Below are 23,297 nucleotides of genomic sequence, written 5' to 3'. Positions count from 1 at the left end.
CTCGCCGGATAATATGCTTCTGCTAAAACACCTGCCCACTGTGCGCGAGCCCAGGCTTTACCTGAGCATGGAAAGAACTTACCTGTCTTACTTGAAATTTATGTTTATAGCTTTTGGTACAGGTATTCTTTCTAAAAAAATGATCTTGTTACTGGCTGCTTTGCATTTTTATGGGCTGATTCCTTTTTTTCAGGACTTGTATAAGCTTTTGACCTGGCCAGTGCTGATTTTGTTATTTATGGTTTTTTATTTTTTTGTGCGTGATCTGCGCTATATCAATCGTGGTGCCCCGGTCACTGCCAAAGAAATTCAGGATCCACGTATTTATTTTTCGGCGGAGCGCACTTTTCTTTCATGGATCAGAACCGGGATCAGCATTGTAATTTTTGGTTTTGTGATGGAAAAGTTCGATTTTTTTCTGACCAAGCTGGCGCTGATGATGCACCGGGTGATTACGTTGCATGCGAGCTTCTCAGGAATGAGCATTATTTTCCTGGTATTGGGGATTATCAATATTGCTGTTGGACTCGGTGGATTTATGCTCACCGTTTATCAGGTAGAGCATGGTGCGTATCATCCCCACCACAAATTATATGGGTTTTATGGCTTGTCTTTGTTGGTCTGTTTGTCATTGCTGAGTTATTTGCTGATCAAACTTTCGATTTGAGTCAATCTGGCCGCTGGACATCAAAGCGCTATACAGTACGGGCGCCAACCATAAAGACATGAATATCGAGAGCAGCAACCCACCCATGACCGCAATGGCCAAAGGCTTCAGTAAATCCGTGCCATGGCCAATGCCAATGGCCAGAGGTAAAAACCCGAAAACATCCGCGAGCATGGTCATGAGGATGGGGCGCAGGCGCTGTCGCGCAGCAAAGGCCACCAAAGCCGGGCGGGGATGGGTACCCCCAATTTGGCGCGCACGTGCAAAAATCAGAATGACATTGTTGACGGCAATGGCAAAAACCAGCAACACGCCCAGAAAAGCCGTACTGTCGAGTTCCAATCCACAAATCCATAACAAAAGCAGGGAGCCCGGTGCGGCCAAGGCGATGGAAAGAAGCGCCGCCACGGCGGCGCGTTGACTGCTGAACTGAAATCCCAGCAGGATCAACAGTAAACCCAGTGCACCAGCCAGAATCAACGCCATCTGCTGAAAGCTTTGCCGCTGTTGTCGATAGTAACCACCCAGTACCGGGGTGATGTTGCCGGGCAAGTGCATTTGGGTGATGATTTTTTTGGTCTGACGGGCAGCCTGGGCCAGGCCTTCTCCCGGCTTTGGTTGTAACCACATGTAAGCATCAGGCACCAGATTCTGATGAGTCACAAAAGGAATGGCACCTTGAATGTGCAGGGAAGCAATGCTGGAAAGAGAGGTCATGGCCCCGTCGGGCAGTTGGATAGGCAGCGCGGACAAGGTCTGCGGGGTCTGTGGCTGCCCCACCAGTTTAACGCGAATAGGCAGTATTTGTTCGCCATGCAGCAAAAAACCCGCTTGTCTTCCCCAGAAACGGGCCTTGAGCTGCTCAGCAATGCCCGGCGGGGTAATGCCATAAAGTGCGGCCATGGGCGTGGGGGTGATTTCCAACTCAGGCCCAGCCGATGGGGACTTGAAGTTGACTGATGCAAAATCATGACTGTTTTTCAGGGCGGCAGCCAGCCGTGCGCCTTCACCACGCAAAACGCTGGAATCGGAGCCAAACAGATAAACTACCAGGGGGGCATGTGCGCCCGAGAGGTTTCCCAGACGGACAATCATGGTCTGATGCAAAGACAGTCCGATCAGATTGGGGGCCATGCTGCGGTATTGTTTGCGCAGTTCTGCCATCACGGTTTCGGTGCTGTCGTGATGATCCGGTTTGAGGACGATGGTGATGGCACCTTTGTTGGCGGGTGCATGACGGAACTCGAAACCACGACCGACCATAAGGGACGCCCGCTGCACATTGGGATTGTGCAGTGCCGCCTGCATGAAAGCGCGGCCGATCCGGGTGGTTTCGGCAACGCTGCTGCCCACCTGGGTGCGATAGGGTACAGAAATAATGCCTTCATCCCAGTGCGGGAGAAAAGCGGTCGGCAGGATCGTGAGTGCCAGTCCGGCGGCCCCTGCCAGTATAGCGACGGGTAAAATGGCCCAATAAGGGCGGCGCATCCCGGCGATGAGCCATTGACTGTAGTGCCGGCGCACCCAGCGCTCTGCATGATGCAAACGGCGGGAAGATGAGGTCACACGACCGGCGAGCCATGCTGTCAGAATCGGTGTGACCAGCAAGGCCACCATTTGTGATGCCAGCAGGGCAATGACGATGGCCAATGCCATATGGCGGAACAGCAGCCCCAGGGTGCCCGATAAGAAGAGCAGGGGCAGAAACACCAGGCAGGAGGTGAGGGTGGCAAGACTCATCAATGGTAGGATGTCGGCGCTGCGGCGCAACGCCAACTGGCGACGCTGCGAAGCTTTACCCTGCAGGCCATGGAGACCGCGTTCGACCACGACGATGGCATGGTCCACCAAAGCACCGATGGCTGCGGTTATGCCCCCCAGGGTCATGATATTCAGGCCATATCCGAGCATATGCAGAACCAGAAAAGTGGCAGCCAGGGCCAGAGGGACCACGGCCAGCGTTGCCAGCGCTCCGTCCAAACGTCCCAGAAAGGCCAATACGACCAGCCAGGCAATCAGGCTGCCGAGTCCCAGGGCAATCCAGACATCACGCAGGCTATGGCTGATCAGGTGGCTGAGATCATAAATGGGTACCAGATGGACGCCCGGGGGGAGATGTTTGCGCAGATTGTTCAGACGTGTTTGCACGGCGTGGGCGACGCTGACGTCATTGGCGCCCGACTGTGCAAGTACGTCAATGATCAGGGCGTGTTGATAACCGGGTATGGCTGCTTCACTCAGCAGCGGGGGCGGCCCGGTATGCACCTGACCCAGGGCGCCCAAGGCCAGCGGAGTGCGGGCACCGGAAGCATCGGGTGGCCCCAGTGGCAGGGTCAAGGCAGCCAAGGTCTGATCGTTTTCAGGCCGCGCTGTTGTCGCCAGAATCAACTGCTGATGATAGGCGTGCAGAACCCCAGAAAAAAATGGACCTTGGGCGGATTGCAAGGCGTTGATGACCTGCCGGGCACTGAGGTGATGCTGCGCTAACCGTGCCGGATCCAGATCCACATGCACCTGTGGCCAGCCGCGACCGGTGCCCTGCACCTGATAGATCCCGGGAATGGACAGTAGAGCCGGTCGTATCTTAAAGGCAAAAGTAGGCATCATTGCCGAACTACTCTTTTGATTGGACACCAGCGCATATTCAGCAAATGGATAGGTATAGGGTGCCATGCGGATCACCCGCAATTGCGCACCGGCGGGCAGGCGGTATTGCGCCAGGCGTGCCTGGAGCATCAGATATGCGGTTTGCGGGTTGGTCCCTGGTTCAAAATAAATATTGAGCTTGCTCAGGCCGGTACCGGTTTGCGAGCGAACCAGACGCACCCCTGGCTGACCTTTTGCGAGCGCTTCCAGGGGCTTGGTTACCTCCACTTCCATGAACTTGACGGGCAGACTGCCGTCATTGACGAGGACCGCCACTCTTGGAAAATTGACATTCGGAAAGACGCTTTCCGGAAGATTCTGCAGGGCAAACCAGCCTGCACCGAGTAATAATAAGGCGCTGAGTAAGATGCTGAAGCGATTGCTCCAGAGAAAATGCAGATACACTCTCATGGTTGTTGCTCTTGTACCGGGGTGCCACTGAGCAAGCGATCATTGGCGCTGACGATGACCTGCTCGCCGGTTCGCAGAGCGCCCTGTACCCAACTTTGCCCGGCCTGACTGGCAATAATATGTACGGGAACAGCCATGGCCTTGCCCTTGCGGATAACAAACACTTCGATCTGTGCGGCATGCATTACCACAGCGGCAGTAGGAATCTGGACGGCTCGGCCTTGAACTTGTTGTACTTCTGCCTGCAGCCATTCGCCGGGCAGCGCCCGGCTTTGTACTGGCAGATCAATATAGACGGACACCAGTCCCAGATGGCGGGCGCTTTGTCCTACGGAACGGACCTGTCCCAGGCCGTGCCAGTCTGCACCGTGCAGAACGACGGTACTTCCGGGGCGTAAGTTTCGGGCGAGGGAGGGGGTGACATAGGCCTGTGCCCAGGGTTTTCCGCGACCATCCAGGGTCGCAATGGCTGTTCCAAAATTGACTACGGCCCCAGCCGGAACCAGATAATGTAAGCTGCCTGCAAAGGGCGCACTGAGGGTTTGTTGAGCGGCCTGCGCCTGTAAAATGCGCAGATGAGATTGCGCCTCTGCCAGCGTCAAACGACTGGTTGCGACATTTTGCTGGGCAATGACGCCATCCTGATACAATTTCTGGTCGCGCAAATACTGTCCTTGAGAAAAGGCAATCTGTTTTTGTGCGGTCTGGATGCTGCTCTGCAACCCGGGTGACGCGATTCTGGCGATGATCGTTCCGGCAGTTACGGGTCCATCGGGGAGCAGCGGACCGAGGACGCGTCCGGTAACGGGGGCTGTCAAAGTGGCGGCACCATTACTTTCAACCTGGGCCAGCAGGGCGCTTTGCTGAATGGCAGCACTTACCCTGACTGGAGCCGTCCGCACGGGTATGCCAGCCCCCCAGGCGTTATGAACGCTCAAGAGGAGCAGAATGCCTGAAAAAATGCTGAAGCAGTAAGGTAGCGATGCCCGGTAAAAATATGGTAAAAATTTCATGCGGTTAAGCTTCCATGAGTGGATTATCATGAGGATGCACGCTGTCCCGGCAGGAAGCCGCTGTCCAGGATCAGTTGCGTGCGACTTAAACGGGCGCGAATCATCGCGTTGGTAGCCTGCAGCTGAGCCTGAACCCAGGCATCTTCAGCTTGTTGCAAGGATAATGCGCTCTCGGCACCGGCCAGATAGCCCTTGCGGGTCATGTCGTACACCGCCTGAGCACTGTGCTCGATTTCCCCGGCATCTTTCAGGGCAATGCTGGCCGCCCGGGCGGTCCCGGCGTCCTGTGCCAGACGGCTGCGTATCTGCATTTGCAGAGCCGATTTAGCTGACTGCAATGCCGCAACCTGTTCCCGGGCTGCTGCAATCTGATCGCGGTTGCGACCAAAGCCAAAAATGGGCATCTGCAGGCTGAGGCTGGCCTGCCAACCTAACTGCGCACTATGCGGTATGGTCGCAGTATCAACTCCGTAAGCGGCGTTGGCACTGAATACCGGTAAGCGGACACTTTGTTGGAATTGCAATTGGGCGTGTGCCGCCTGAATTTGCGCATCAGCCGTCCGGAGTAAGGGCTGCGCCTGCATGGCTCGACTCTGGATTTTGGATAAATCCGGTAACGGCTTGAGTGGGGTGCTGATTTTTGCCAGCGTTGGTAAATGGCTTCCAAGGCCGGTTTGCAAGGCCAGAACCTGGCGTATGGCCACACTTTGGGCCAGGGTTTGTTTCAGTTTGCTCTGGATGCGCAACAGGTTCAGTTGTGCCTGCTTCAGCGCCAGGCGGGAACGGGTACCAGCAGCATAACTATCCCGGGTGGCTTGAAATACTTGCCTGGCAGTAACGAGGGCGCGTCGCCAGATGGCGATCATATTATTACTCAGAGCCAGCCGGTAATAGGTCATACTCACTTGTGCGGCCACTGACAGGCGGGTTTGCAGCAGATGAAAGCGCTCAATAGTGACCCGATCTTCGCTCAGTTTGCTGAGTGCCCGGGTTTGCGGCGCATAAATGGGAACATGCAAACGGATTTGTCCCAGCATTTCCCGTGCGCCATTGGCACTGACAAAAACGGGCTGACCGGAGCGGGATTGGGTCCAGATAGTGGCCGCATTCAGGGAAAGAGCGGGTAGCAGTCGGGCTTCGGCACTGCGACTGAGATCTTGTTGCGCTTCCAGTTGGTGCTGGCTTGCCTGAACGAGGGCCTGATTATGCAGGGCGCTGTTAATAGCCTGGTTGAGCGTCAGAGGGGCCGCATGGGCGCCAATCGATATGCAGCCCAAGCTTAAAACCAGTAGCCAATTTTTGGCAGCAGACTGACGATTATTCGGTATAAATTGAAAAAGCATTTTTCTCGACTATCTGTAAAATGTGTTTATGAATGGGGACGGTTTTTTTATTATGACATTGCTGCATGTCCAGAAGATGACCGCAAGATGACCAAATCGTCATATTATGTTGTCATCATTGTTATCCTTAGAAATTATCGGGAAAGATAAAATGGCCGTCGTCCCTTTTCCGGCAACGCTTTTTAAGCGGATCTTACCCCCATGTAGATGCACGATGGATTGTACAATGGCCAGTCCCAGCCCGGTTCCCTGTCCACGCCGCATGCGTGCGGCATCTGCGCTGTAAAAACGGTCAAATACCCGGTCAAGATCCGCATCGGCGATGCCCGATCCGGTATCGCTAACAATCAGTTGGACCTGCTCGCGGGACTGTTCACAATAAATCCGGATGCTGCCACCGGCTGGCGTATGACGCAGGGCATTACTCAGTAGATTACTGACAGCGCGGCGCAGGAGATCAGAGTTTGCAGTGATGGATCCCTGAGCATCATTGTTCAGGGTAACATCCTGTTCATCCGCCATTGCCTGATAAAAACTGCAAAGAGAGGCCATTTCCTGATGAATGTCCAGCTGTTGCTTATCCAGCGCGTTATGATCCTGTTCTGCCCGGGCCAGAAACAGAAGGGCATCTACCATACGCGACAAGCGTTCATATTCATCCATGGCGGAGGCGATACAGGCCTGGTATTCCGGGATGCTACGGTTCCTGGAGAGTGCCAGCTCGCCCTCACCGCGTAAAATATGGATGGGCGTGCGCAACTCATGGGCAATGTCTGCCGAGAAGCGGGAAATCCTGGCAAAGGAGTCTTCCAGCCTTTCCAGCAGCCGGTCAAAATTTTCGGCCAGTGTGGCGAGTTCGCTGGGCCAGTTATCTCCAGCAATGCGCCGATGCAACTGGCTGGCGCTCAGTTCGTCCACCAGGCTGGCCAACTGATGGACGGGTCGCAAGCCACGCCGGGCAATCAAATACCCTGCCAGTATCGCGATGAATAACGCCAAAATAATCGATAGCGCGAGCGCGTAACGATAAAAAGCCAGAAAGTGTTCACTTTCGCTGGTGCGGATAGCCACGTAAATGATACTGGCTGGCTGGCCTGCAAAGCGTTGCGCCATCACTTGAAAATGTTCATGCTTTTTAACTTTCCAGTGCCATTGTTGGGGCTCGAAAGCCTTGGGTTTGCGGTCAAAGGGCTTGTTGCTGTCGAGGAGAGGATTATCACTGCGACCCCGGGCAATAATGCCCTCCTGTGACCGGCTTACCCAGATGTATACCCCGCGAATGGTATTGGACTCCATCTGTATTTCATGAAGCAGTTCGGAAAAGTGATCGGTGCTGTTGCGCATGGCCGTATGTATGGCATGGATTTTACTGATGAGAATCTGGCTGTCGGCCGCACGCAGTTGTTCAGCCAGAATCCAGTACAGGGCAGCGCCCGCTACCGCAATCAGGATGGTGCTCAACAGGGCGTACCAGAGGGTGAGCCGGACCGCCATGGAGCGCCCCGGACGCTTTAAGATTTTAATGACGTAGTTCAAGAACATAGCCAACCCCTCGTAAAGTATGGATCAATTTGTCCGGAAAGGGATCGTCCACTTTTCGGCGCAGGCGGCGAATGGCAACGTCCACAACATTACTATCACTTTCAAAATGCATATCCCAGACCTGCTCGGCAATGCGGGTGCGGGTCAGCACTTCGCCGGGAAAGCGCATGAGGTAGGCCAGCAGGCGGAATTCCTGAGGGGCCAGGTTTATGGGCGTGGCGGCACGCCAGATTTTGTGGCGGAGCAGATCCATTTCCAGATCGGCGTAATAAATGGTCTCTTCCGTACGCAGATTACTGCGTCTCAGAATACTGTGAATTCTGGCTAGTAATTCTGAAAAAGCAAAGGGTTTCACCAGATAGTCGTCTGCGCCCCGGCGCAAACCTTCCACGCGCTGGGCTACGGCATCCAGGGCGGTCAGCAGAATGACCGGCTGATCGGGATGCCTTTTACGGATTTCCTGAAGAACCCACCAGCCATCCCTCTGCGGCAACATCAGGTCGAGCACAATCACTTCATATTCGCCGATTTCGGCGAGGTGCTGGCCGTCTACGCCATTGTCGGCAACATCTACCACATAGCCTAGCTCGTTGAATCCTTTTTTGAGAAAGGCAGCCGTTTTAGATTCATCTTCAATAACCAGAATTTTCATGGGGAAAAGCCAAAATGAGTCAAGAATAATGTTGGAAAAATACGCTGTATTAATCCTCTTAACAACTTTTCTGCGGATAAGAGCGGAAAGGAGGATATTTCATAATAAGTCATTTTTTGACCTTTTGGAGAATATGTATACAATAAACTCTCTCTTAATGGTCCTATTCCGAGATACTATGAAATCCTCAATGTCCATGGAACATAAACGCCGCTTGGCTTTCGGCGTTGTTCGTATCGTTTTTGGCCTGGTCTGGCTGATCAACACTTGGTTACAGTTTAATCCAGCCTATGCAGCCCACTTTCTGGGGAGTTTTAATGCGGACTGGGTGAGTGGACAGCCTGACTGGATCATCCAGTATGGACATTGGATGGCGAATCTGGTGCAGCACGTAGGGCCACAGTCTGTGGCTTATGGAACGGTAGGGCTGGATGCCATTCTGGCGGTTGCCCTGATCACCGGGCTGGGCTTGCCATTTCTGGCCGGGGTAGGGGTGCTGTATAACCTCTGGCTCTGGAGTACGGTGGGTGGATTTGGCGGACCCTATACCCAAGGGGCCACAGATCCGGGCACGGCGATTATCTATGCCCTGTGCTTTGTTTATGTGATCTGGTCCCGAAGCTGGGAAGGTCTGAGTTTGAGCAAAGTGCCGCATAAGCCTTTGTATGCCCCGGCCATGCACACTGCCCGGATTCTTTTCGGTCTGCTTTGGGCTTTTGATGCATTCTGGAAGTGGCAGCCCTATTTTCTGCACAATGCCGTGACTTATTTGCAGCAGGCACTTCCAGGAGAGCCCGTCTGGATTGCTGCTTATATTTCCTTCGTGATTGCCGTGATCAACCTGGCAGGACCGGTACTTTTCGGCTACGTCGCCGCCATCATGGAAAGTATCATCGCTTTTTTTCTGCTCATCGGACGAGGTATGCGCTGGATTATTCCTGTGGGTATTGCCTACAGTTTCGGGGTGTGGACAACAGCCGAGGGATGGGGAGCGCCTTATCTGCCCGGCAGCACGGCCAATAAAGGCGATGTGCTGGGCACCACCAACATTTATATCATTGCCTTCCTGTTCCTGGCGGCCTGGGTTTATTTCACTCCCCGTGCCCAGCGCAGGGGCAACGGCGATGCCTGAAGCCGCCTGATCAGCTCACGGTAAACTGCCCCATCATGCCATTGTCCTCGTGTTCCAGCATGTGGCAATGATACATATAGGGGAAGTCGTCGGGGGCGGGCTGCCCATAGTGGGCAATAAAACGTATGGTTTCAGCACGCCGGATCAGCAAGGTGTCTTTCCAGCCATTTTCATAAGCAGGAGGCGCCTTGCCATTGCGGGACAGTATCTGAAACGAAGTGCCATGAACATGAAAAGTGTGGGCCATCTCCGCATCGTTGTAGACCTCCCAGATTTCCGTGCTTCCCAGGCGCAGACGCTGATTGATGACCTGCATATTCATGTACTGATTATTGATGGAAAACAGCGGTTGGCGACCGATCCCCATGGACATTTGCGCCGGACCGTTGTGCAGAGCGTTCTCCAGAGCCCTTTGGGCGAGAGACATTTTGTCCATAGGCATGCCCCTGAGCTCGAAACGGCGCGACGGCGCATCCGCCTGCATGGTGGGGATGGCTACCAGGTGATCGGGCAAGCGTCCAGCTGAGCCTGTGGCAGAACCGACATGAATTTCCAGGAGATCAAAATTGCTGCGATCAAAATGATCGCTGTCCATGGGATGTAGGCTGAGTCCGGGAACCACCGCGGCAGAATCACTGCGTAACGCCAATGTATTGCCTGCAAGTGAGCGCAAATCGAGGAGGATTTCGGCGCGTTCAGCCGGTGCCAGAAGTAATCTCTGCACCTTCACCGGCGCCTCAAGATAGCCGGCATCACTTGCAATGACATAAAACGCCCGATCTCCACTCAGGGCAAAATTGTAAAGGCGGGCATTGGAGGCATTGAGCAGGCGTAATCTGACCCACTGTGCCGGAACATGCAGGACGGGAGATTCGCGACCATTGATGAGAAAGCGGTTACCCTTCATCCCCATGACGTCCATGGCCTGAGGCATATAAACCAGTTTGCCCTGCGCATCGAGCAGGCGGTCCTGGACGATAACCGGAATGTCATCTATCCCCCAATGGTGGGGGAGACCCAGTCGCCGATCAGTGCCGTCCTCCACCAGATACAGACCCGCCAGCCCCCCGTATACATGCGGTCCGGTTCTGCCGGCAGGGTGAGGATGATACCAGAGGGTGGCTTCGGGCTGATCAATCGTATAGCCATAGGTCCATGTTTTTCCAGGCAGGATGAGGCTTTGCGGACCACCATCCATGGTTCCGGGCACGTGCGCGCCATGCCAGTGGGTGGTTGTGCTCTGATCAAGGTGATTGTGCACATACAGCCGCAGCGGCTGTCCTCTGGGGATGCGCAGGGCGGGTCCTAAAACAGCGCCGTTATAACCCCAGGTGGCCGTTTTGAGACCATCACTCAAAACGGAATGACCATCCGCCATGTGCAAGTGAAATTCCCGAACCTTGTCGCGCCCCATGACTCCCGTATATACCGGCGGAATGGGTAGTGCGCCGGAAAACACCGGCTTGGGTAACGGCGAGGATTTGCCATGCACTCCGGCCATATTCATGCCACTCATATTCATGGCCACGGCAGACGGCAGGGCAAGCAGCGCTGCAGTGCCGGCACCATAAGTCAGAAACTGACGTCGGGAAATGTGAGACGCAGAGGATGGTTCGGCGCTGGCGGGTTTGGTCATGGCAGGAGTTCCCTGGTGGGTATGATTGACCGTGGAACCATAACATTGGAGTTGGCTTGAGGGTCAACACTCTGCCGAACTTGCTAATCCATGATGCGTATTTTGGGGCCGCTATAGCGATACCCGAATCCCGGAACGGTTTCCATCCAGTGATGTAAACCGGTATGTTCAAACAGGCGTCTGAGCCGATATACCTTTACGACCAGCGTGTTAGGGGCAATAAATACTTTTCTGCCATTTTTCAGCGCTTGTGTAAGTTGCTGATAAGACAATGCTTCGCCGGGATTCTGGACCATACAGCAGAAGAGGGCGTACAAATTGCTGGGGAGATATATTTTTTGATCATCGATATTGACTATCCGCGCCTTATGATTGATCGATATGTGCGTGGATTTGATCCGCTCTGCTGCGCTGCAGCCTGATGATGGAACCGGTTCCAGCAACCTGTGCAGATAGGCCAGGAGAGGCGCCGTACCCAGGCTCCAGGGAATAAAAGTCTGGGCGCCGGAGTGAATGGCATCTTCGGCAAGGCTGCCCAGAAGCGCATTGTTCGCCTCGGCCATGACTAAAAATGGCAGATCGGATCCATAGTTTTTTTGCAAGACCAGCAGTAACTCCCTGATTTTATCATTCCAGCCATTGGTGATGAGGACGGGTCTGTTTGAATGATTCAGCAGTTTTTCGCAATCCAGAGCGGATGTTACCGTCTGAACTATATAAGCGGTATGAAGATTTATGCTTTGCAACAGTCTGGATTCATGGTGATCACTTTGCGGGGATAACACGACAATATCCGGATCACTTTTGAACATGCTTTTTGCTGTGGGCATATGTAGCCAGGCCAGTCCTTCCACCACAATCCAGTGCAGATGAACGGAAATGAAGGGGATTATAGAATGAAAAAACATGTGTATTTTCCTGCAATGTTCAGATAAACCAGTCGGTGAGTGCACACTTTTTGAACCCATACATGGTAGCTTGGTAATGTGACATTATTATGACAATCTGCTCTCCCCGGCTTGCTTCTGAAAAGATGCGGGAGCCATCTGCCATGATAAGGACATTTTTTAAGGTGTTCTTCCGGGTGTGCATGATGAAAATGGTCATAATATCGTCATCAAATTGTCATCTTTTTGACATATTCCCCTGATAAATTGTGCGGCTGCAAAACCAAGGGCTGACTCAGTCCTTAACGCCTACATAAACAGGGAGAAACAAAATCATGAGTAAATCCGTATCATTACGTCCTTTGGTGTTGGCCCTCGTGACTGGTGGTGTGTTGTTGACGGCTACCAGTGTCATGGCAGATACCATCACTGCTGCCACGGTAAGCAGTCAGGACAACGAAGCGGTGAATGTGGGAGAGGTCAATGCGGCCGCTGCTTCTCAATCCTTTCTGGGTAGCAGAGGAGTACATTCGCTCACCCAGAAACACCGTTTTGACTCCGGTCAGTCCATAAAGGTATTGGGTAAACAACAAATTGCAGCTGCAGGACCGGTGGGCGGCAGTGCTCAGGCATTAGCCTACGCACCAGGCGTAAATGTGACGGGATACGGAAATACCGGCTCCACCAAAACATCCATCAGTGTCAATGGAATCAGTCAGGGCTGGGGTGGTTTTGGCGGGAGTGTCATAGATGCCGGTAACCTCTCGGTGACTTTTGATGGCGTTCCCATGGTCAATCCATCCACTGGTCTTTGGGAAAGTCCGCAAGTCCCACAAACGGGAATTTTACAGGGAATTGGTATCACCTACGGGCCGGGTAATCCGGTGAATCGCTGGTATAACAATATTGGCGGCCAAATCGCCTTTGTCCCTTTGCAGCCAACGGCACAGCCGGGCGCCAGCATCAAGATGACCTATGGAAGCTATAATTCCAAGAATATTGTGTTCAATGTCCGTACCGGCAGCATAGACGGATGGTCAACCATTATGGCGGGTGGCGCAGGATCCAGTAACAGTTACCGGCAAAGCCCCGATGGATTCGCGAACCCGAGTTACAATTATGCCTGGTTTCTGAAAACCAAAAAAACCTATACGGATGGGAATTTTTCATTGGGGGCCTATCTGGCCAAGGGTTCCGGATACCGTCCGGTTCCGGTTCCGGTCAACCCTATTGCCGGCGTTACTTATACCGGTGCCGCAACGGGACCATTATATAGCCAGAAAACTACCGGGTTTTATTCGTCCATTCCCTTTGATATCTGGAACAAGGATGACAGCAACACGACCTGGTTGATTTACAGCAAGCTGAATCAGAAGCTGGATAAAACCTTTGCTTTGCACAATATGATCTGGTATCGCTACGGCCATCGCTTGCATCAGCATTATAATAATTACGGCTTGAGTAATCCCAGCAATCTCTATGAATACAACAATCCTCATGACAGCGTGTACGGGGACAAGCTATGGATTTCCGCCAAGCTTCCCTACAATGATGTCAGCTTCGGCGGCTTCTTTCTGAACAGCCAATACAATACCAAAAACGCTTTTTATAATCCGGCGGATGGTGGTTCTCTTGCGCTTCCCAATCATTCCTATCGGAATGATATTTTTAGCCAGACGGACCTGGCGGCATTTGTGCAGGATCGCATCAGCCCCATGCATAATCTGCATATTACTCCGGGGGTGCGCTTTATCAATTATCAGACCCAATACACACAGGGGGCAGATATACCCGGAGCGACAGGCACCAATCAGGGCAAGCTGCCTGCTTCCAATAAAAGCTTTACCAAGGTGGAACCCTCGGTGGATTTCAACTGGAAGCCGCTGCAGTGGTTGGCGGTATTTGCAAGTTATGCCCAGGCCTACAAAGAACCGCAGGTTGGCGGTGGTGGTGGTCTCTACCAGAGTATCCGGCCGGTGTATAACCTTGAACATAGTGCGGATTATAATGCCGGCATAAAATTGCATTTTAATGATGCGGATTATCTGCACCATTTCTTCGTCATGTTCAGTTTTTATCATCTGCATTTCAGCAACCAGTTTGTTGCCGCCTATGATGCTAATGGAAATTATCTCGGGGACGCCGATGGTGACTCCATTTACCAGGGTGTGAACATCGCTCTGGAAGATGATCCCCTTTATAATGTCCATGTTTTTGCCAACCTGAATTTCGAGAAAGCCACTTTTGCACACTATACGACGGGTGGCGTCAGTTATCAGGGCTTGCCGGTATCCAATGTTCCCGAAAGCACGTTTAACATTGGTGCCAAATATCGTTATTTTCTGGATGGTATCCTGATTTCGCCCAGCATTTGGTACACCTATACCGGTGCCCAGAATATGTGGAATAACAATACGGTTATGCCCAGCAGCCAGAAAATTCCCACCTATGACACGCTGAACCTCGGGCTGGAAAGCGTAATTCCCACCCATGGATCGTTACCTCTGCTGAAAGACGTGAAGCTCAACCTGGATATGTTGAATGTGACCAACAATCATTATAATCCGTTTGAGTACGTTACTTCCGGTGGTTTGCTCGGTGGAAATTCGCAAGGACAGGTGCTGGCTCTCCCCGGAGCACCATTTACTGTCTATGGAAGTATTTCTGCTGACTTCTAAAAACCGCTATACAGCGGGGATGGAAATTTCTTCATCCTCGCTTAATGATCTTGTTCGGACGTAATTTGAGGGAAATTATTCACATGAAAAAAACCGCACTGGCCAGATATGTGCTTTCGGTAATGACCATTTTTTTGCTATTTTTGGGGGTTGCCAATGCCGGAACAAGCACATTCAAGCTGATCAAAGTTATTCTATTGCCGACCACGGATCAAGGTGGTGATGCAGTCAGTTATGATCCTTTCAATCATTGTGTTTATGTATCCATGGGAAAGACCGATGCCGGTGGCGTGGTCATCAATGCGGATACGAACGCACTCGTCAAGGTGGTTCGTGACGGTCTTGTCCGTCCATATGGTATGGCTTTTGACCATCAATACGTTTATTGGACATCCAATAAACTGGAGCATTCGGCGGGCGCGGGCAATAATACTGTACCTGAAAAAAAGTCCAGAATTTTTGTTGTCAATAAGGCTGACTGGAAGGTGGTTAATGTCTTTGATACGGTAGGTTCTGGTGCTGATGGCATCTGGGTGGACCAGAAATTGGGACGCCTTTATGTGGCCATGGATGACAGTAACTGGATTGATGTTTATACCTTGGGAAAAGCACCCAAATTTGTCGGGAAAATTTCCTTGTATCCGGAAACTGGTCATGGTCCTGATCTGGGTGTGTTGCTGAGTGCCCGGCATTTGTTGTACATGCCGGATGATTCCTGGGAAGAAAAAATCAATTTGCTGAACGGGCAAATTGAAGACAAGACCAATGTTGCTCCTTACTTTCCGGTCTCAGCGACAAAGCATCATCCTGATACCAAGGGACAAATTGTTGATCCGGAAAATCATACACTTTGGGTGGGCACTACGGGTTCCCGGATTTTTGTCTTTAATGCGGGCAATTTGAAAGTGCTCAAGCAGTTGCCTGCGCGAGCCGGTATTGATCAGGTTGCCTATGATCCGGCCTATCATTTGGTTTATGCCTTTGAAAGTAATGCCAAAGGCTTCAATGTCTATAATGCCCGAACCATGAAACCGGTTACTTTTGTCTCTACCGGTTATGGCAAGACCCATACTGGAGCGGTAGACCCCGGTAATCACAAGATTTTTGTTTATGTGGGCGAGGCGCATGCGGTTTATGTGTATCAGCCTGTCCATGATTGAGGGATAGACTTCCGGTTGCTACTCATAGCTATAATTCACGACTTGCCATAAGCAGGTCGTTTTTTAACCAAGCAACCGGACATTTTATAAAAAGGGTTTCATCGATGCACGGATCAGATAGCTTACCCTGGCCACGCAGTGTCAAGTGGCTGCATATATTTTTGGCGCTGTTCATCACCTTTCAGTTGATGAGCGAGCTGGACATGAAAGCCATCTGGAAACATGTAGGTATTTCAGCGTTTCGGCACTTTCTGTTTGTATCCCATATGTGGGTGGGGATGGCCAGTACTCTGGTGATCATCCTGTTCTGGCTGGTTGTTGCCGGGAACGCTCAATTACGTGCCCATCTGTTTCCCTATCATGGGGTTTATCTGCAGCGTATTGGTAAAGATATTCAGGGTGCGACACGCGGTATTTTCCCCCCGGCGGGTATGCGTGGCGGATTACCGGGCCTGGTCCATGGTTTGGGTCTTCTGGCCATTTCCGCCATGGGGGCTTCGGGGGTGGTGATGTTTGTGATGATTTATGCGGCTGGCGGCGTCAAGCCCGGCGATGCTTATGGCATTCCCCATGCCATCCATTCCCTGATTGCCAATCTGGTATGGGCTTACTGGTGGGGTCATATTGCCATGGCTCTGCTGCATGCGTCGCGTACCCCACGGATTTTGCGAATATTTATTCCCTAATTTTGGGCTAATACCGGGGCGGTATAGTGCGTAAACGGAAGGGGTCAATGGGATCCATCCATCATTTAACGCAGGTAACAGGAGCAAAATCATGAAGATATCTATACGGCTGGTGGGCGGTATTGTGGGCGGGGTGTTATTGCTGTCTGCTTTTGGTGCTTATGCTTTTACCGGCCAGGAATTGGCTGGGAAAGCAAAGATCAGTATCGCCCAGGCACGCGCTACGGCTTTACGGACTTATCCAGGTAGCATCACCGATCAGGAGCTGGAGAAAGAGAAAGGCGGCAGTGGATTGCGATATTCTTTCGTGATCAAAAAGGGGCATGTCAGTCATGAAGTCGGTGTTGATGCCATGACTGGCGCCATTCTGGAGAACTCGGTTGAAGGTGACCATGCCGATTGATGCGTTATAGTTTTCAATAGGCGCTGACCCGCTCTTAGGAGCGGGTTTTGCGTGTATTTGTGGAGGGTATCACTCAAAAATGCGTATTCTTCTGGTTGAAGACGACCGAATGATTGGTGAAGCCATCTCTGTTGCGCTGCGGGATGCCGCTTATGCTGTGGATTGGACGCGTGATGGTGAAACGGCCCTGCAAGCCATTGCCAATCAGGAATATCAGGCCATTCTTCTGGATTTGGGCTTGCCCAAACTGGATGGTTGTACGGTGCTGCAGCGGGTGCGGGCAATGGGTAGTGATCTGCCGATTATTATTATTTCTGCCCGGGATGCCCTATCAGACCGGATAGAGGGTTTGGACCTGGGGGCGGATGATTATCTGGTCAAACCTTTTGCCATGGATGAATTGTTGGCACGCTTGCGTGCCATTATCCGTCGTCAGGGTGGACAGGGGTCGCCTGTGCTCAGCAGCGGATCCCTGCAGCTTGATTTAAGCACCCATATCGCGCAACTTGGCGAAGTCAGTGTGCTGCTGAGCCGTCGGGAGTTCGCCTTGCTGCAGGCTTTATTATTACGCCCCGGTGCGATACTGAGCCGGGCACAACTGGAAGAACGGCTATATGGTTGGGGCGAAGAAATAGAAAGTAACAGCATTGATTTCCTGATTCATGCTTTGCGCAAGAAACTCGGTGCGGAGGTCATCAAAAACGTGCGTGGTGCGGGCTGGATGGTTTCGCGTCCATTATGAAAAAATCCTTGCAGCGGCAATTGTCCATTGGCTTGGGTATTGCCATTATCTGTATGGGCTTGCTGGCCGGTTTGGCGGCTTTCTTTTTATCCCTGAATGAAGCCCAGGAATATCAGGATGCTTCCTTGCAGCAGATTGCTGCACTGGTCCCTCCCCAGGTCTGGCAGAATGCTTACCGCTATGATCAACGACATGTGGATATTGATCCGGACGCGCGTATCGTCGTTGAACCGTTATGTTTATCAAATTGTGGGAAGCTGGATACTCCTTTGCAACTGCCCCCGCAATTATCACAGGGATTTCATACGGTTGCTGTCAAAGATCAGGATTGGCGGGTTTTTGTACGGCGTCTGGGACCAGATAAGGCGCTGGCCGTGGCACAATCTACCGATCTGCGCAGTGATGCAGCTTTTGCCAGCGCGCGTTGGACCCTGTTGCCCTTGTTGATTTTGATTCCGTTGTTGGTGATATTCGCACGGATTATTGTTCGCCGCAGTCTGAGACCGATCCATGCTTTGGCCGAGGCCGTGGATCAGCAGAATGCCGACCGACCCACGCCGCTTTCTGTGGAACAGGTACCCGAGGAGATTGTCCCGTTTATACAATCCCTGAATCGCCTGCTGGAAAGGATTCGGCAGTTGTTGGCTAAGGAGCGGCGTTTTATTGCCGATGCCGCCCATGAATTACGCACGCCTCTAACGGCCTTGTCACTCCAGGTGCAAAATCTGCAGCGGGCGGATTCTCTTGAGGAAAGTCGAAAACGTTTGTTGCCTCTACAGGATGGTTTGGAACGGACCCGTCATTTGTTGGATCAGTTGCTGGGTTTTGCCAGGCAGCAGAGTGTCGTTTCCACGATAGAACCGGTTGATCTGACCGCCGTAGCCCGTCAGGTTGTGGAAGATCTTTATCCTCTGGCGGAGCTGAAAAAAATAGATTTTGGCATGGATGCCGAACAAGCTTTGCGCGTGCAGGGTAGTTTTGCTGCCTTTTACAGCCTGTTGCGCAACGCTGTGGATAATGCCCTGCGCTACAGCCCGGACCATTCCGAAGTGACCGTGCGGGTGCGCAGCGAAGGGAATGATGTACTGCTGGAAGTGCTGGACAGTGGTCCGGGGATTCCGCCCGAGGCCTCAGAACGCGTATTTGATCCTTTTTACCGGCTTCCCGGTTCAGCAGGAGACGGCAGTGGTTTGGGCCTGAGCATCGTGCGCAGTATTGCCGAACAAATGGGCGGGGAAATTATCCTGCAAGCACGGACAGATCACGCCGGGTTGCATTTCATCTACCGTCAAAAAGCCGGCTAAGTTTCGCTATGACGCAGCAGCATTCTATACTGAGTATCCATATTTTTATGAAGAACACGAATCACTTGAATCTCCTCTTCGGAGCGGCAGTTGTAAAAAACGACGTGACTCTGAAAAGGATGTTTACGCAGGTCAGGTTCGATATAATCACAGGGATTCCCAAGTCTTGGCGAATCGGCCAGTATCTTGAAAGTTTCATCCAAGCCTTTCAGGTAATGCAGGCGTTGTGCCCTTCCCCAGCGTTCCTCTGTGAATCGAGCAATTCCACGCAAATCGTTTTTAGCCGCAAGGGTAAGGGCAAATACGCCCATTAGCCCAATTCATTATCGAGTTCAGCCATAAAAGTTTCGTAGCTGTATGCAGCCGTTCCGCTGGCTCGACCTTCTGCAATCAACTGGCGCAGCGCTTCCAGTTTCTGTTCTTCATTCTCAAGCAGACGCAAACCGGCTCGCACCACCTCTGTCGCAGAGCCATAACGGCCCCTAGAAAGTTGGGCAGCAATAAACTGATCGAAATGGTTTCCCAAGCTAACACTGGTGTTTTTAGACATTGTGGTAATCTCCAGAAAATACCAATAATTGGTAAATATTGCAGTAGGCGCTTAACAAGTCAATCCCGCCGCCTCACAACTCCGCACAGCTCGTACATCGAAGCCAAAAGCCAATCCAATAGGTGTAAGCACTACGGGCAGATGCTGCGAAGGCTTGGCATTGGTAATGTTTTCCAACCTGGGCAGATCTATATTCAGCACCTGCTTGTACAAAAAAAGCAGAGCTGCCTTGGCCTGATTTTGAGTGGATGACGAAACGTGACGCTCATTGGCGAGGTAACTCAGAAAAGCCTCCACCTCAGCGACCCCCATATTTTGGGGATGGCGCTTCCGATGGAACAAAATAAAACGCCGCACCCAATCGGTATAAACTTCTTCAGTGCGGATACTGTAATGCATCGTCCGGATGCGGGCGCGCAGCTGATCCAGAAGCTTGGGCGGGTTGCTGGGATCTGGTCGGGAGTTTTTCATCTGGGAAATTTTAGGCTGTTAAATTATTGCGCAATGGGAAATGTCATGAATATACAGCATGTTGATTACTACTAATATTGTATTAGACAATTCTTTGGTGGTAGTATTTCAGAATCTAAATTACGTTAGCTTTCAATTGTCTGAAATGCAGACAATCCTCACTCTCAATTCGCGCGACCACATCATGCTCGAAGTGTTCCGCGATCATCTCGGGATCGCGGCGCCGCAAATGCGAAAGGAGATCCTGCGGCTGCAAGGAGATGTGGTCAAGATTCTTGCGTCAAAGGGCATTCAATACTCGGATCTGCGTTCGGCGCTGGTGCCAAGCGCAGATCGGCACGAAGCAGCTTTCATTTTCGACTCCACGGAGATTGAGTCTGGTATGTATGGAAGAGAAGTGCTCAAGCAAGTACTTCCTCTTCTGGATCCACGCACAACGCAAAGCGTGCTCGTCGGTGATCTTCTAGGTGATGATCAAGACTTGATAGTTGAGATTCTCCAAGAATCTATGATCTTGGCGCGTTCCTTTACATTCAGGCATTCCACGCTTCTCTACGGCGTGTACATCAACAATCTGTCCTCCACCACCCTGTCACAGCTTCATGAGAAGTTGGTGGCCTTCCCAGCGTACCTTGGTCATATTCCAACATCCTTCGCATCACGGGCAAAGGCCTATCTTTCTCTTAGTATGGCAAACCTGTTCCTCAAAAAGAACAGAACTCTCATCCTCGGGCATGAAGGTGACCGATCCAATGCCGAGAACATAAATATCACTCTCTAGAGCTATAGTCAAATCTGGTGTATGAGCATTTTCTGACATAGATCAGGCGGCGGTCTGTTGATCATCCGGCAGGGTGAGGTTAGCCGGTAAGCCATCGATAAATTTCACCCCTGCAAAAAGCTGCAGGACTTTCTCTGGAGCATAAATCCCAATCCAGCGTTTTTCAGCCTGCTGCAGCATCTTGAAACCCAATCCCAGAAAGCTGCTGCGTGATACACAGTTCTTCGTCCGGGTAGTCCGGTGGCGTACCGTAGCGAAGGTGGACTCAATGGCATTGGTGGTCCGGATATGCCGCCAGTGTTCGGCCGGAAAATCATAGAAAGCGAGCAATTCAGCCCGATCTTTTTCCAGTTTAGCCACGGCCTTGGGATACTTTGCCTGGTAATTGCGCACAAACACGTCCAGTGCTTTTTCCGCAGCCTGGCGATTGGCGGCCATCCAGATTTCCTGCAACGCTGCCTTGGCTTTGCTCTGTTGGGCTTTGGGAAGTTCGTTGAGAATGTTGGCGGTCTTATGCACCCAGCAGCGTTGCTGACCAGTTTCGGGATAGGCTTCATCCAGTGCGGCCCAAAACCCCATGGCACCATCCCCAATGGCGAGCAAAGGGGCCGTCTCCAGACCGCGCGCCTGCAGGTCACGCAGGATCTCCAGCCAGGAAGCTTTGGATTCGCGCAGGCCGTCACTGACACTGACCAGCTCTTTCTTGCCCTCTGCCGTCACGCCGATAATCACCAGCAGGCAGATACGCGGATCCTCCTCCGCACGGAGGTTCGTATAAATACCGTCTACCCACCAGTAAGCATAGCGCTTTCCCTGTAGGGAGCGGTGTTGCCAATGGGCATACTCTTGCGCCCACTCCGCCTTGAGACGTCCCAACACCGCAGGTGAAAGTCCCTTGGCCTCATCACCCAGCAAAATGGAAAGGGCTTCCTGCATGTGGCCGGAAGACACCCCATGCAGATAGAGCCAAGGTACTGTAGCGGCTACCGTTCGTGATTTGCGTACATACGGAGGCGCCAGTACCGAATTGAATTTGATCCCCGATCCTGAGCGGTCCCGCACCTTGGGTACTTTGACGGGTACCGGACCCAGAGCGGTCAGGATCTCGCGCTCCGGCAGATGCCCATTACGCACGACCGCCTGACGCCCATCAACCATCCGCACCGTCGCAAATTCTTCCAGCAATACCGCCACCTCTGCCTCTATGGCCTGCTCAATCAGAGAGCGTGCCGCGCGTCGAAGTATCCCTTCAATGCCCAGACCCAACTCTCCCATCCCACCTGCTATTACGGTATTCTTTTCCACGGCGTACTCCTTATGTTGCTCTTTGAGTCGGAAACCCTTTGTAGCAACAGTACGCCACCTCATTCAAGCCAGTTGTAACGCGCCCGTACACCACTTTCGAGCATAGCTCCACTCTCTATCCACTTGAAGATTTTGGCTACAAGGTCGCAAGTCTGCAAGAGGTCTACTTCGGAATCTTCCTGTCATACAAAATCGAACGCCCTGTCTTTGGCGCGTTCGCAGTTGACTCGGAGATGGCACTGAACGCCATCTCCGATGAAGTTTCCAGTCTTGGCGATTTCAGCGTCATCTTGGAGGAAGCCAAGCATGGATACCTGATCAACGAGAAGCTTGGCAAGCTGGCCAAAGCTGGTCTTGCTGACGCAGATCGCGACTACATCGCATCGCTGATTGAATCAAAAATCATGGCCAGTTACCTCTACAACCTCATATACCTCGATGAGCATGACGTAATGAAGTTCAACTTGATGGTTGAGGTCGATCGAGTCGACGGATACCCTGCACGAATGACAGTCGCGCTTGAGTACCTTCCGGCAAGCAAAACTCTCAGGGTCATTACGCTCTACTAGCGGTGAAACCTAACTCAAACGTTAGAGGTCTTCATGTTCTCGCGCATCAAACGCTGGCATGAAGGCAAAAAAATGCATTATCAAACAATGGCTTCTGGCTGCTCCTGGACAACGGCGAGCTTTTTGTTTCCTATGCCGAGTTCCCGTGGTTCAAACAAGCCACAGTTGAGCAAATCACCACGATTGAACGGCAATCTTCTGCTCATCTTTATTGGCCCTTGCTTGATGTTGACCTTGCAGTTGAATCTATCCGCAATCCAGCTTCGTTCCCATTAGTCGCCAAGCCCAACCCGTCATTCCGGCGGACGCGCTGAAGCACTCCGTTGAATTCAGACGTTAGTCTTTACAAGGGGCACTTTCATCATGTCGAAATACCGGCAAGTTGCGGTTCTTGCTGCCAGGCGCGCTCAATCGGACGTCCCTGAGCTACGTTATATGTAAATTGCATTACGTAGGCCGAGGTGTTCTACAAAAGATTTGAAATCTTTATCTGAAAACAGCAGGGGGAGGTGATGTTCAATGCAAAACGATGCAATTATTACATCGGCAGTCTTTCTGATGGTAATTCCCTTTTTGCGTAGCTTGTGAAAATTATCCGCGCTCTGCACTACCAATTTTGTACCAAGCAATTCGAATATTTTTAGCGCGCTGGAGACCATCTCGACGCCAAAGATGGTCTGTATCTGCAACATGGTGACTACGACTCACGGCGCACTGGA

22 protein-coding genes are annotated in these 23,297 nt (G+C 52.0%); 11 read left to right on the top strand and 11 right to left on the bottom strand.

The features are described from left to right. Window positions 1-67 precede the first annotated feature (67 nt). Entirely contained in the window at window positions 68-667 is a 600-nt protein-coding gene (locus GCD22_RS13735; protein WP_226859327.1) for a YidH family protein, read from the top strand. Here the strand turns inward: GCD22_RS13735 and GCD22_RS13730 are convergent. The 5 genes from GCD22_RS13730 to GCD22_RS13710 form a co-directional block, all read right to left on the bottom strand. Next, the gene (locus GCD22_RS13730; RefSeq protein WP_075323081.1) at window positions 629-3,724 is read right to left on the bottom strand and encodes an efflux RND transporter permease subunit; all 3,096 of its coding nucleotides are present in this window, start codon (window positions 3,722-3,724) and stop codon (window positions 629-631) included. The genes GCD22_RS13735 and GCD22_RS13730 overlap by 39 nt on opposite strands. Beyond that, entirely contained in the window at window positions 3,721-4,737 is a 1,017-nt protein-coding gene (locus GCD22_RS13725) for an efflux RND transporter periplasmic adaptor subunit (RefSeq protein ID WP_226859326.1), read from the bottom strand. The genes GCD22_RS13730 and GCD22_RS13725 overlap by 4 nt, the downstream gene beginning before the upstream one ends. Before the next feature lie 26 nt (window positions 4,738-4,763). Then, window positions 4,764-6,080: a TolC family protein gene (locus GCD22_RS13720; RefSeq protein ID WP_081577203.1), complete on the bottom strand. Its 1,317-nt coding sequence runs from the start codon at window positions 6,078-6,080 to the stop codon at window positions 4,764-4,766. Window positions 6,081-6,179: 99 nt separating this feature from the next. Next, complete coding sequence (locus tag GCD22_RS13715; RefSeq protein ID WP_081577204.1) at window positions 6,180-7,622, bottom strand: heavy metal sensor histidine kinase; 1,443 nt, start codon at window positions 7,620-7,622, stop codon at window positions 6,180-6,182. Beyond that, window positions 7,600-8,274: a heavy metal response regulator transcription factor gene (locus GCD22_RS13710; RefSeq protein WP_010642177.1), complete on the bottom strand. Its 675-nt coding sequence runs from the start codon at window positions 8,272-8,274 to the stop codon at window positions 7,600-7,602. Before GCD22_RS13710 ends, GCD22_RS13715 begins: the two co-directional genes overlap by 23 nt. A gap of 190 nt (window positions 8,275-8,464) precedes the next feature. Between GCD22_RS13710 and GCD22_RS13705 the strand changes: the two genes are divergently transcribed. Further along, window positions 8,465-9,406, top strand: a complete 942-nt coding sequence (locus tag GCD22_RS13705; protein WP_226859325.1) for a hypothetical protein — start codon at window positions 8,465-8,467, stop codon at window positions 9,404-9,406. 10 nt (window positions 9,407-9,416) lie between these two features. Here the strand turns inward: GCD22_RS13705 and GCD22_RS13700 are convergent, their stop codons facing one another. Together GCD22_RS13700 and GCD22_RS13695 are read right to left on the bottom strand one after the other, a co-directional pair. Then, complete coding sequence (locus GCD22_RS13700) at window positions 9,417-11,042, bottom strand: multicopper oxidase domain-containing protein (RefSeq protein WP_140391032.1); 1,626 nt, start codon at window positions 11,040-11,042, stop codon at window positions 9,417-9,419. Between the two features lie 83 nt (window positions 11,043-11,125). Then, window positions 11,126-11,950 (bottom strand): winged helix-turn-helix domain-containing protein, encoded by an 825-nt coding sequence (locus tag GCD22_RS13695; RefSeq protein WP_170286752.1) that lies wholly within the window; start codon window positions 11,948-11,950, stop codon window positions 11,126-11,128. 314 nt (window positions 11,951-12,264) lie between these two features. Here GCD22_RS13695 and GCD22_RS13690 point away from each other — a divergent pair, with 314 nt between their 5' ends. The 6 genes from GCD22_RS13690 (at window position 12,265) to GCD22_RS13665 (ending at window position 18,902) form a co-directional block, all read left to right on the top strand. Next, entirely contained in the window at window positions 12,265-14,607 is a 2,343-nt protein-coding gene (locus GCD22_RS13690) for a TonB-dependent receptor (RefSeq protein ID WP_153940839.1), read from the top strand. 83 nt (window positions 14,608-14,690) lie between these two features. Continuing rightward, complete coding sequence (locus GCD22_RS13685) at window positions 14,691-15,767, top strand: YncE family protein (RefSeq protein ID WP_153940838.1); 1,077 nt, start codon at window positions 14,691-14,693, stop codon at window positions 15,765-15,767. A gap of 104 nt (window positions 15,768-15,871) precedes the next feature. Continuing rightward, window positions 15,872-16,453 carry a cytochrome b/b6 domain-containing protein gene (locus GCD22_RS13680; RefSeq protein ID WP_010642168.1) on the top strand — a complete coding sequence of 194 codons (582 nt, stop codon included), beginning with the start codon at window positions 15,872-15,874 and terminating at the stop codon, window positions 16,451-16,453. A gap of 91 nt (window positions 16,454-16,544) precedes the next feature. After that, window positions 16,545-16,856, top strand: a complete 312-nt coding sequence (locus GCD22_RS13675; RefSeq protein WP_010642165.1) for a PepSY domain-containing protein — start codon at window positions 16,545-16,547, stop codon at window positions 16,854-16,856. Between the two features lie 79 nt (window positions 16,857-16,935). After that, entirely contained in the window at window positions 16,936-17,598 is a 663-nt protein-coding gene (locus tag GCD22_RS13670) for a response regulator transcription factor (RefSeq protein WP_081576944.1), read from the top strand. Next, window positions 17,595-18,902: an ATP-binding protein gene (locus GCD22_RS13665; protein WP_081576945.1), complete on the top strand. Its 1,308-nt coding sequence runs from the start codon at window positions 17,595-17,597 to the stop codon at window positions 18,900-18,902. The genes GCD22_RS13670 and GCD22_RS13665 overlap by 4 nt, the downstream gene beginning before the upstream one ends. On the opposite strand, the gene GCD22_RS13660 is transcribed toward GCD22_RS13665, so the two are convergent. Genes GCD22_RS13660 through GCD22_RS13650 form a run of 3 tightly spaced genes read right to left on the bottom strand, consistent with a single transcriptional unit; the run spans window position 18,899 to window position 19,923 of the window. Continuing rightward, window positions 18,899-19,213, bottom strand: a complete 315-nt coding sequence (locus GCD22_RS13660) for a type II toxin-antitoxin system RelE/ParE family toxin (protein ID WP_010642161.1) — start codon at window positions 19,211-19,213, stop codon at window positions 18,899-18,901. The two genes, GCD22_RS13665 and GCD22_RS13660, sit on opposite strands and share 4 nt — an antisense overlap. Then, complete coding sequence (locus tag GCD22_RS13655) at window positions 19,213-19,452, bottom strand: type II toxin-antitoxin system ParD family antitoxin (RefSeq protein ID WP_031574175.1); 240 nt, start codon at window positions 19,450-19,452, stop codon at window positions 19,213-19,215. The genes GCD22_RS13660 and GCD22_RS13655 overlap by 1 nt, the downstream gene beginning before the upstream one ends. 51 nt (window positions 19,453-19,503) lie before the next feature. Next, the gene (locus GCD22_RS13650) at window positions 19,504-19,923 is read right to left on the bottom strand and encodes a phage integrase N-terminal SAM-like domain-containing protein (protein WP_031574172.1); all 420 of its coding nucleotides are present in this window, start codon (window positions 19,921-19,923) and stop codon (window positions 19,504-19,506) included. A gap of 58 nt (window positions 19,924-19,981) precedes the next feature. Between GCD22_RS13650 and GCD22_RS13645 the strand changes: the two genes are divergently transcribed. Next, entirely contained in the window at window positions 19,982-20,704 is a 723-nt protein-coding gene (locus GCD22_RS13645) for a hypothetical protein (RefSeq protein ID WP_176211946.1), read from the top strand. A 42-nt stretch (window positions 20,705-20,746) separates the two neighbouring features. On the opposite strand, the gene GCD22_RS13640 is transcribed toward GCD22_RS13645, so the two are convergent. Continuing rightward, window positions 20,747-21,979 carry an IS256 family transposase gene (locus tag GCD22_RS13640; protein ID WP_425321085.1) on the bottom strand — a complete coding sequence of 411 codons (1,233 nt, stop codon included), beginning with the start codon at window positions 21,977-21,979 and terminating at the stop codon, window positions 20,747-20,749. A gap of 263 nt (window positions 21,980-22,242) precedes the next feature. Here GCD22_RS13640 and GCD22_RS13635 point away from each other — a divergent pair, with 263 nt between their 5' ends. Continuing rightward, window positions 22,243-22,578 carry a hypothetical protein gene (locus GCD22_RS13635; RefSeq protein WP_211371670.1) on the top strand — a complete coding sequence of 112 codons (336 nt, stop codon included), beginning with the start codon at window positions 22,243-22,245 and terminating at the stop codon, window positions 22,576-22,578. A gap of 98 nt (window positions 22,579-22,676) precedes the next feature. Further along, entirely contained in the window at window positions 22,677-22,892 is a 216-nt protein-coding gene (locus GCD22_RS13630; protein ID WP_080707851.1) for a DUF2442 domain-containing protein, read from the top strand. Window positions 22,893-23,297 lie beyond the last annotated feature (405 nt).

This window comes from Acidithiobacillus thiooxidans ATCC 19377, from assembly GCF_009662475.1.
Lineage (GTDB): Bacteria > Pseudomonadota > Gammaproteobacteria > Acidithiobacillales > Acidithiobacillaceae > Acidithiobacillus > Acidithiobacillus thiooxidans.
Note: the sequence above shows the minus strand (reverse complement) of the source record. Positions and strands in the feature narration are given on the sequence as shown.